Here is a 10,049-nt window from a genome sequence, read left to right on the forward strand (position 1 = left end):
AGACCTTGCGGTGGTCGAAGTTGCGCCCCGAGTACCGGTCCTGCCCGCACAGGAACGCCCGCCGCACACAGCGGGATATCACATGATACCAGGGCGTCGCATCCACGCTCACCTGCTCCGCACGAGCCACCGTCATCGCAGTTCCTCTATGGCACCCTGCACCGCCGTTGTCTAGACTATGGGAGACTATGGGTGTCCTTAATATCCTGCCGCCATGGTAGGGACTGACTTCCTCACATCGTTAGCCGCCTACCTGGGTGTCCAAATAAACTCTGGTAGCTACTTAGCGACAGGAATGAACAATCCGAGACCGAAATGACATTGATCCCCAACCGCAAACGGTCGCGGCGAGCGAGGAGCTTTGAAGCGGATCAGCAGCATTCGCCCGTATCCCTTAACCTGTGAGTTCCGTCGGCGCTGGCAAAAGCTCATTGCACGGATGAACCGGTTCCCCCCGTCGACGTGGAGACCTATCGACGACCCGAAGGAGAAGCCGGAGTCCGGATCTTTCAAGCAGGCGCCCTGAAATCTCTCGGAAGCAATCGATGTCGGTCGAGGCAACGCCGGGCAGAGCGACGGAGGATCGCCTATTGGGAAATACTGACGGGGAGGTGCTGGCTCCTGCAGTGCGCCCGCGGCGAGGGCTCCCTGCAAAGCTACCAGTTGGTCCCGGGCGTAGTCGAATACCAGCTCCGAGATATCGGCGATCTCATCGGCAATGCCCTGTGCGAGCAGGCCCTCGCGAATCACCTTTGTGATGGGCCGCGTGCGCCCGCTGCTCGCCTTGCCATGGGATAAATGGAGAGGGCAAAAATACGGTGTCGTCGATACGAACGTTGTGGCGCCATTTCCATTCCAAGGCGCGTATACAGATGCTCGCCCGACGTAAGTCGGCGATACGAGCAAGTCCGGCCTGCCGCCACGTTGGCGAAGCCTTGTGAGCCTCCGCAGGGCGTCCACTTCATGCTGCTCGAACGCACCAGGCGCCCACACCATGACATGGTCGATGAAGCCGTCGTCGTCCTCGTCGAGCGGCCACCAGAAGGCGTGCCGATGGTCTCGGCACGGCGAGCCCCCTTCCCGGCCACCAAGCGCTCGACCAGGCCTTCCGCAAACGGCCATCGCGGCGCTGCGGAACTTGTCCGCGACCAGGAGCGTATCGGTCAGCGGAGGCAGCACGGGGCGATGAGCCGTGGCAGTGTTCAGCGTGTAGCGAACGAGATCGACGGTCTCCGACTTGCGAGGGTACGGTTGAGGTTTCGGCCGTGGGACATCGAAGACGGCACGCGGCACAGCATAGTGCACCCAACGCGTCCCGATGGGTCGCTCCAGTCCATCCCTGATGTCCTGACCGGATTCGCGGAGCAGACATCTCAGTACCAATTTCTCGAGAGGTTCGCCGCGCAACATCGACCTGAAGGACTCGATCTCCTTGCGGCTCTTACCGTCGGATCGCTTCGTTCGTGGCAATAGGTCCGCGACTTCCTCCTGAAGCTCCCTGGCGGGCGCGAGCCGGCGTTCAAGAAGGTACTCGCGGTACTCTCTGCCTGCTGGGCTTCGGTGGTTCCCGTCCTCTAGGCATACGCATTCCCAATGGGTCTGACCGGGAACCATGCGATACGTTCCGCTCGCCTCGATCTCTTCGAGCACACAGGTGTGGGCCTCGGCCCGGCACCAGGACTCAGCACGACCAAAATACGTCAAGCGGCCCAGCAGCAGTTGCAGGTCCGAGTGTTGGTGCTCGTCGAGTTCGACGTAAGGCCAGTGAAACAGTGCGGGCTGGTCCTTCCTAAGCGTGGCGAACGTGTCGAACACCGCCGAGCCAGTGTTCTTCACTCTCCCGCCCTCGTGAATAGGGAAGTACTGCCGCGTGTGCCCGCCACTGGCCTTCGGGAGCCAAATCGTGGGCGGTGCGGTGAGCTCATGCAGCAGTCGTCCGAGGCGAGACACTGGGATCTCATCAGAGGCGACATCGGCCATCGCCACCGGTTGAGGCGCTGTCGCCAATTCTCGAAGTCGTTCGAGAGCGTCTGCGAACGTCCCGCTTGGATTGGCAGCCTTCCAAGCGTCTGCCTCGGTATCCGTCATCTGAACCTTCAAAACTAAGATTCGCTTTGCCTTCGAGAAGGTGAGCTTTTTCTTCGCATCTGCCGATACACCCCGCCGACAAAGGGACGCCAACCCGTCGACCGCAACTTTCAGGTCGGGTTTCGATGCTGGCGCATCATCAGGATAGGGAAGGGAAGTCAGACCTCGTCCTGCAACGGCAACGAGCGCTCGAAGTAGCCGCCACTGCGACGGCGGCCACTCGACTCGTCCCTCGCTATGGTGCGTCTGCCAGGGATGCAGGTGCGCCCGCCCGGTCAGAAACCGGATGGAGATGGAGAGGCTCATTACCGAGATCCGTCGTCCTCAGCCCCTGCCATCTTCTTCTGGAGTTTTCTCCGCGCGTCGCTCCACTTTTTCAGCGCCCTCTTTACGATTTCGTGAGCAGGGTTATCCATCTCATCGCCGTCGTCGGCTTCTTTCTTCTCTGGATTCTTTTCCAGAAGTGCTCTTTGATCTTCGTCCGGCCATTCCCCGGTGACAACCAAGGCATTGAAAGTCCCTTTCTTCTTTCCCTTACTCTTGGTGACTTGTTTCACCTCGGCGCGTTCCGTAAATCCATCCAAATCAAAGGCTTCTGCTGTGACATCTTCCGGCAAGGCCTCTTCGCCGCTGACATCGACTGCGTACGTGATAACTGTGACCCCGCGTTGCGCCCACTCATCGCCTTCCGTCATTCCTGGGAAGCAAGCGTCTCGTGCCGCCGTGAACGCGGCCAAGACATCGTCTGAGGACGGCCACGTTCCTTTCCCCTTGCCGAGATCGGCGGGCTTCCCGTCGAGGGTTACGCTCAGCTCGGCAACGTCGAACTCGCAGGCCGTCCTGAGCCGGAGATGTTCATGAACAAACCGGTCGATCTTGTACAACGCCCAGGCCTGAAGGAACCGGTTCTTCGGTTCCTCCAGACCGTATCCCTTCAGTGTGGAAAGGTGGAAGATGAACGATGCCGTGATCGCGTGTGACGTGAACTCCTGTTTGGAATAGGGGATATTGTCCTTGGCCGTCACCTCGCCGCGGTAGACTCCACCCGAGTTTGCCTGATTGGGCGTGGCTGCTTCGATGTACGCCGAAACGAGCCGCGGCAGGCGAATGCGTCCATCGATCTCCTCGAGAAACACGCCGTGCAGGACACAGCCCGGATCGCGTTCGAACATCTCTGGAACCATTTTCCAGATGTGGACTGGCCGCTGCTTGTTGGCTCCCAGCGCTGTTCTGATTTCATCCCTGTACGGCGTGCCGTTTCGCTTCGCTCCGAGTACGTAAGGTGACGCAAGCCGGTGTGGTTCACGAACCGATGACGTGAGAAACGCATTGTTACCGTGACCATCGAGCACCCGCACGTAAGGGACACCTTGGCAGTCAGTGTTGTAGTCTTCTCCCTGAAGACACACCTCTTCCAGTCGGTTCGCCATCGACTGGACGGACTCGATCAGCAGCATGTCCACCAGCTCCGTCCCCCCGGTTTTTGCATCACCGTCGTTCCCTAGGGGGCGAACTCCCTTGTAAAGCGCTGGTCCGAGGTCCGGAAAGCCAGTCGGCTGAAAGCGCCCGCCCGAACCAGGCGCCACCTGTAGGGTTGCTTCTACGAGCAAGCGGGAAGCGGAGTCCAGGGGAGTGAGATCGAGGGGCATGTGCGGTTCTCCTTTCAGCGGTTCGTTTGGGGTCTGATCGCGAGCGCCGCACAGACGCCGGGCTGGCGAACGGGGATGAGCAGCGTGGCGGCAAGTCGCCGGCACTGTTCGAGGTCCATGTCTAACGTCTGTAGGTCGTCGTCAAGCAGCACAGTCGGGTAGCCTTTCGCGCGCAGGCGGCGCGCGCTGAGCTGCGCGGCATCGGAAAGGCGCCCGGCTTGAAGAAGCATGAACACGTCCAGGCAGGATGGCGGAAACGGTTCCTCACCGGTTCGGGGGCTCGTTCGTCCCTCCAGCGGTCGGTGTGGCAGTCGTCCCCCGAGGAAACAGAGCTTCAGCAAGTGGTAGATGCGAGGCAGCTCGAACGCGGCGCGCAGGCTATCCTTCGAAAGTAGCGGGCGTCCGTTCCAGTCAACAGAACCGAAGTTCGAGCGCGCCTGACCTTCCGCGTCGAACCAAACCGCGCCGGTCTGTAAGTCGGGAGTTGGCGCATCACGCCACTGGCGATCGTCGACCCTCGACTCACTCCAGTTGCCGGCATCTGCTAGCGCGAGGCCGTGAAGGAGATCCGTTAGACGATCCTCATCAACCTCACCGTTCCAGTAGGTAAGCAGGTCCTCGAAGCCGGCACCGTACGAGCTCCAGAGAGGAAGACCTCTACCCGATCCGCGGCCCGCGTCGATTAACCGTCGGCGCAGCACGGCGGCCAGATTGGCGTTCAGCGATGCTCCAGGTGACCAGACAGCGCTGCGGCTCGTTTCGTCCCAAGCCCAGATCCTTCCTCGCCGGTGTACCGGGAGCAAGTTGGCACGGATCGACTCAACGGCAGGTACCAACCGGCCTTCGGAAGAGATTTCGCCCCATGCAGCGATTCCGGCGATGGCGCGGGCGATTTGATAGTCCGTGGCCAGAGCGTCAACTCGCTGAAACTTCCACCCGAGCGAGGGACAGGGGGTGAGCAGCTTTCCCCGGTCCTTGAGCGACGCGACTTCACGTTCTAGGCGAGCCGCACCGACGACGACCTCGAGTGGCGCATCGGCTATCCGAGTAATTCCCTGTTCGTCGCGATCGAATAACGTGGCCATGGCCACGTGAAATCGCTGCCGCGCCCGCATGACGCGGTCTGGAATACCCGGTCCTTCACGAAGCTCGCGGTATGCTTGGTCACGAAACTCGTCGAGCCGAACCAGCTCAATCCCGAATGGAGCAGAAGAACGAGTTGCAGAGTGAAAACCCAGCGACGAAGACAGGTAGTAGCCCTTGCCACGTCGCTCGAACAAGGCAACACGGTGGAAAGCACTGACTCCACGCGACACGCCCAGAGACTTGATCGCCTCCATCGCGTGCAACGCATGTTCGGTGTGTTGTCCCGACGGGCGTTGCAATCGGCCTTCGGCAAGCAGAGCCCGAATCGCTGGCAGAGAAGTCGGAGAGGACCAGAGTGGCATCCAGAATTCCGCGCGACACCGAGTGATCTGCGCATCTTGCTTGGCTTCGTCTCTGAGCGACGCCGAAGGTTCGCCCGTAGCCAGGTGATCGATCATGAACGGAAATGCCGCCTTGCCTTTACCTAGTTGCGACAATCTCTTCGTAGTGGCGCCGGAGAAAAGCACAGCCCCCTCCATCATCAGCACGACGTCCCACGGGTTCGTGGAGGCGGAACTGAAGAAGACTTGTCCGCAATTGGACGAGCCAGCTGCAAAAGGGAAATGCTGGCCCGCCGTTCTGGACGTACCTCCAACTCGCGAGGCACCGAATACAGCAGCCGCCAGGAGCGCGCCGGAATCCTGTCTCTGGTTCGGGAAACCAATCGTCTCCTCGATCAATTCCCAGAAGTTATTCGTGATATCGGCGCTCCCCTCATTTCCGCCGGTGCCATACAAGAAGCCGAATCGAGCATCTTCCTCAAGAGCAAGGCACGCGTCGAACCAGTCGATCCCGGACTCACTCCAGGCGTTTCGCATGGCCGCGATGATCGATGCCTTCAGCTCCGCTCGCTTCTTCTTGGATACGTTCGACCAGCCATGGTCCGCGAGCACTTCGTCCGTGACCTTCACGACGTGCTGCGCCATCGCAAACCGCCCTGGAGGGCTGATCTGTCGCAACGATTCGAGCCGGGCTTTCGCTCTCTCGTTTCCGTCCGCGTAGAATCCGGGACGCCCTCCCCACGGAGCGAAGACGGGAGTTGGACAGTAGACCGGGGTGCTTTCGTCACCGATACCCTGCAAGAAAAAGTCGCTCAGTTCCTTCTGCGACCACTTCGTGTGAAGTACGAGCACCCCATCCTTCCACCATGCCCGAGCTTGGGGATCCGCCTGTTCGGCGATGAGACGGAAGACCCCCAGCCCTTTGAGGTAGTTTCCGAGCGGCTCAGGCGTGCAGCCGCGGAGCTCAAGAACGTGGCCGGTCACTACGGGCGTCTCCTTCCGCGCTCGTCTTCTTCCTTGCTTGCGCGGCAGTCGGCGGCGCGCAGCAGAGATTCCAGGTAGCCCAACCGGAATGGTCCCAGACGTTCCAGCAGTAACTGCGTTCGCTCGCGCCATGAAGTGCCGTAACGCCGCGATAGACCCAGCTCCATGGGGTCGAGCGACACGATCACGGTTGGTGCGTCGATTGCGGCGGATTCGCGCAGGTTCGCTGCCGGGACCCGGCATGATGGAAGAAGGTCGCCATCGCGGACGCCGCGAGCCTGACGCTTGTCCGATGGGCAGGGATCCGGGACGTCTTCAAGCTCGTCATCCTGGGAGCTGCGCAGGGACATGCGAACTTTGCCGTGATGGGAAGCGACGAGGTAGATGAGCAAGTCCAGTTCGTCCGTCGACAATTTCGCAAGCTCCAGTGCGAGCGGATGCTCCGCGGAGATTGCTGGCGAGGAGTGGTCATCTGTGTCTCCAAAAAGCAACTTATCAAGTCCTTCGGGCCAAGAGAACGCCTCGTGTGTCGGCTGGGCAGTGCAGAGCGTCTCCAAGATAGCCAGCGCGCTAGCGAGCTCATGGCGATGGCCAGGGCGGCGCTTGTCGTTGTCGGCTTCGGACGTGTCGCTCGGTCGCGGGCGAATCTTGTCTCGGCGCCAGGCATTCTTGGCCTCGTCACGCTCCCCCGTTTGGCGATCCTTCCCATCAGGAGCCTTGGCAGCCGGTTGCCCGCCGAGATCACGTTTCTGGGCGAGGGCGAGAAGGTCCGGCTTCAGCTTCGCCTGAAAAGCTTCGTGAACCTTGCCCCAGTCGTGGAGCCGCGCGGCGATCAACAAGACCTTCTGCTCGGAGTCGGACAGCCCCGCGTCCTCCAGCAGATCGGCCATCTGTCGTCCCACGTCACGGCAGTGCTCTTCGATGGAGAGCCAACCGCTGATTTCGCTCAGGTCCTCCGAGTCATCAGTGTCTGTCGAGGCGTCTGCCTTGTTGTCGATGTCTTCTACGGGTACCGGATCGACAGAATCCCGGGGATTGCCGGTCCACCCGAGCTCCGTGGAGTAGCCACCGCAAGAGGCTTCCAACAGAAAGACCTGGCCGGGATACACCAGCTCGGTGTCCCGTGAATCGATCAGCTGCCAGCCTTTTCGATAGTGCCGCCGCCAGATTCTCCCAGCCTTCCTCAGGACAGGAAGTTCTTCGCGAAGCCGCGGAAACGGCACCGGGCAGAGTTCACGGCGCTGCGGTCGCAGCTTCTTGAGCGGCTGCTTCAAGTCCTTCTCATTTTGCTTGGTGAAAAAGGGATCATCCTCCGGGTCACGCCAGAAAACCTGGACGTCGAGCTCCTCGCCATCGCGAATGAAGCGGGCGACGTCGACATCGGCTCCGGTCAGATCGGGCGTGGTGTCGAACAGATCGAACAGGTCCTTGTCCCGCAGGACGAAGCGGGGCTCATAGGGGAAAAGCCGACTGGCCTGCTTCCCATTTGACTCCGTGTCGATCGCTTGCTTGATCGTACTCAGCGAGGCGAGACCCACGTCTCCTAGTTCCGCTAGCTTCTGGCGGGCAGCGACTATCTCAGCGCGAGAATAGGGTCTGGCCCAGTGCTCGACAGGTGACTTGTCTGTGCCGAGGTCGAGATCGAGCCAGAACACCCGGCCGGTTTCACCAGGGTAGCGGGCACAACGACCAAATCGCTGCACTAGCGATGCCCACGGGGCAAGTTCCGTGTAGAGTACGGTGGCCGACAGATCGACGCCTGCTTCTACCACCTGCGTCGAGATCAGGACGCGCTTTTCGCTATCCTTCCGGAGCAAGAAGCCGGACCACTCTTCACGCTCGCGCGGACAAAAACGAGAGTGGATAAGTTTGATGGTGCCGTCACCGAAATCCGGCTGCTTACGCAGCAGTTCGAAGAGCCTTGTTGCACGGTCCACGGTATTGACGATGATCAGCGTCAACCCTGATGCGGCCCCGGTCTTGGTGATGTGTTCTGCTACCCGTTTCAGATACTCGGTTTGCTTCCGCTGCGCGTCTGCCTTGTCCGCACGATTGTCTTTGGTCTTCGGTTTCTCCAGGGCGGAGATCGATGCCTTGAAAAGCGACTTCTGGATATCGAAGAGCTGCCCGCTGCGCAGGTCCCTATCTGTTCGTTCTGGTTTCGACAGTTCGTGCCGGTTTTTCCATGCAGCATCGACATGCCCCGACCAATCCACCGCGCGTTCCAGCCAATGCTTCGCCATCGTGGCGCTCATCCAGAGCGAATGGCACGGCCTCGCGAGGGGGTCCGCTTTCTCAGCCGGAAAAGCACCGCGGTTCGGACGAAGCCGCAGACTGCGTCGCGAAGCATCCAACTGGAGGCTAGTCGCCAAGCTGGTATCCATGATCTGGATCTCATCAAACACCCACAGGCAGTCGGAGTTGAGCAGCCCGAATTCCTGTGGCCACCGCGCCCGCCCTGCAGCGTAGCCACGGTTGAGCGCACGGGAGACCAGCATGTCCTGTGTGCCGATCAGGATGGCGTCCCGCTCCGGCCACAACGCCCAATCGGATTTCTGCTCACCGCCGAGCAACAAGTGCACGGCTATCGGGCGCTGTCCTTGATCGCCGTTCTTGGACGCCCAACCGCTTGCGGTCTTGGATGCGTTAGGGTTGGCTTCGTAGCCGCGACGCCCGTCGGCCGCCTTCAAGTTGGCTCGCTTGGTAGGTGCTCCATCGGTGTCGCGTTCGGTCCAGTTAGCGGAGCCAGCCAGCAGGCCGAGACGGTCGAGCCACTTTATGGCCTCGCCGTACGTCTGCTCGACCAGTACCCGCATCGGAAGGCAGTAGACGAGTCGGCGAGGCGTCTTGTTTCGGATCGACTCTCCGGCAAAGCGCCGGCGCCAGACCCACGCGAAGAGCGCTGCTGCTGTCTTTCCCATACCAGTTGGTACGTCCACCAGCGACGGCAGCGGGTCCTCGAGTGCGAGCCGCTTCTGGTAGGGCAAATGTTCCTGCTCGGACTCGAAGCCCATTGCACGAGCAAAGAACTTGTCAAAGCTGGTCATCGTGCGGCTCCATGCAGACAGACGCAGCGGCTTGTACCCCCCGAGATGTCACACGCGCGTATCGCTCGCGATCGCGTGGGCGAGAATTCGGTGAGGGTCTCGCCCCCATCCCGAACGCGTCGATCGGAGCTGCGCCGGTCATCGCTCGTCACCCTCGCGCGTCGCAGTGAGAATCGCGGAGGCGGTCGGGTGCCTCCCAAAGAAACCAGCGGAAACAGGCAGCACTTGCTCTGCGGCCCTTGGTAGCTCGCATGCTTCAATGGGGCCGCTGGCTTTGGGAGGCGAGTCATGGTCTGGTTACGGAAGAGCCGTCGCGCAAGCTATCGGGGGGCGGGAGAGCCGAGCGGCTCACGCGGCGAGAGAGTGAAAGAACCAGATCCCACGGGCCTAGAGCGACCTGGAGGGACGCACCAAATCGGAATGCGCCTTCCACATCATCTTTTCCCTTAGTAGCTCGCATCAAGTTCAGTAGATTCATGTGCCGCAAGCTAGTACCTCCCCGGGGGTTGTCAAGCGGCGCCCTAGTCGGCAGATTCGCAGCCACCACTGACTCACAGACCCCGGGTACCGCCTTGTCACTTGCCGCTGGAGTAACCATGGAACGGCTCGTGTACGTGGAAGCTCGGCATCCCCATCGTTTGTATGCGGAGTTCTCCGATGGTGTGAAAGGTGAGTGGGATATGACCGACAGCCTCGTGGGTCCGATCTTCGCGCCCTTACGCGACGCGGTCTTCTTTGCTCGAGTCGAGCTCTCGGCGTGGGGCGCGCCCGTGTGGCCCAACGGTGCCGACGTGGCGCCGGATGCGTTGCACGAGCGCCTGGCACGCCGCCCAGTGCACCGCTGACATCCGGTA

Annotated in this window: 5 protein-coding genes; 1 reads left to right on the forward strand and 4 read right to left on the reverse strand. The window is 61.0% G+C overall.

Features of this window, described 5'->3' with window-relative positions:
* Window positions 1–279: 279 nt before the first annotated feature.
* The 4 genes from MJD61_07050 to MJD61_07065 all read right to left on the reverse strand — a co-directional run bounded on the left by MJD61_07050 (window position 280) and on the right by MJD61_07065 (window position 9,195).
* The gene (locus tag MJD61_07050; protein ID MCG8555032.1) at window positions 280–2,088 is read right to left on the reverse strand and encodes a hypothetical protein; all 1,809 of its coding nucleotides are present in this window, start codon (window positions 2,086–2,088) and stop codon (window positions 280–282) included.
* A gap of 305 nt (window positions 2,089–2,393) precedes the next feature.
* Window positions 2,394–3,737, reverse strand: coding sequence for a type I-U CRISPR-associated RAMP protein Csb1/Cas7u (gene cas7u / locus MJD61_07055; GenBank protein MCG8555033.1), 1,344 nt, complete (start codon window positions 3,735–3,737; stop codon window positions 2,394–2,396).
* A 14-nt stretch (window positions 3,738–3,751) separates the two neighbouring features.
* On the reverse strand, window positions 3,752–6,148 hold the full coding sequence (gene csx17 / locus MJD61_07060; GenBank protein ID MCG8555034.1) for a type I-U CRISPR-associated protein Csx17: 2,397 nt from the start codon (window positions 6,146–6,148) through the stop codon (window positions 3,752–3,754).
* Window positions 6,148–9,195, reverse strand: coding sequence for a DEAD/DEAH box helicase (locus tag MJD61_07065; protein MCG8555035.1), 3,048 nt, complete (start codon window positions 9,193–9,195; stop codon window positions 6,148–6,150). The genes csx17 and MJD61_07065 overlap by 1 nt, the downstream gene beginning before the upstream one ends.
* A 596-nt stretch (window positions 9,196–9,791) precedes the next feature.
* Here MJD61_07065 and MJD61_07070 point away from each other — a divergent pair.
* Window positions 9,792–10,040 (forward strand): DUF2442 domain-containing protein, encoded by a 249-nt coding sequence (locus MJD61_07070; GenBank protein MCG8555036.1) that lies wholly within the window; start codon window positions 9,792–9,794, stop codon window positions 10,038–10,040.
* Window positions 10,041–10,049: the final 9 nt, after the last annotated feature.

Source organism: Pseudomonadota bacterium, assembly GCA_022361155.1.
Classification (GTDB): Bacteria; Myxococcota_A; Polyangia; order Polyangiales; family JAKSBK01; genus JAKSBK01.

Bases quoted from the DNA above. Each gene is read 5' to 3' on its own strand.
- MJD61_07050 (MCG8555032.1), bottom strand. From the start codon at position 2,088: ATGACGGATACCGAGGCAGACGCTTGGAAGGCTGCCAATCCAAGCGGG.
- cas7u (MCG8555033.1), bottom strand. From the start codon at position 3,737: ATGCCCCTCGATCTCACTCCCCTGGACTCCGCTTCCCGCTTGCTCGTA.
- MJD61_07065 (MCG8555035.1), bottom strand. From the start codon at position 9,195: ATGACCAGCTTTGACAAGTTCTTTGCTCGTGCAATGGGCTTCGAGTCC.
- MJD61_07070 (MCG8555036.1), top strand. From the start codon at position 9,792: ATGGAACGGCTCGTGTACGTGGAAGCTCGGCATCCCCATCGTTTGTAT.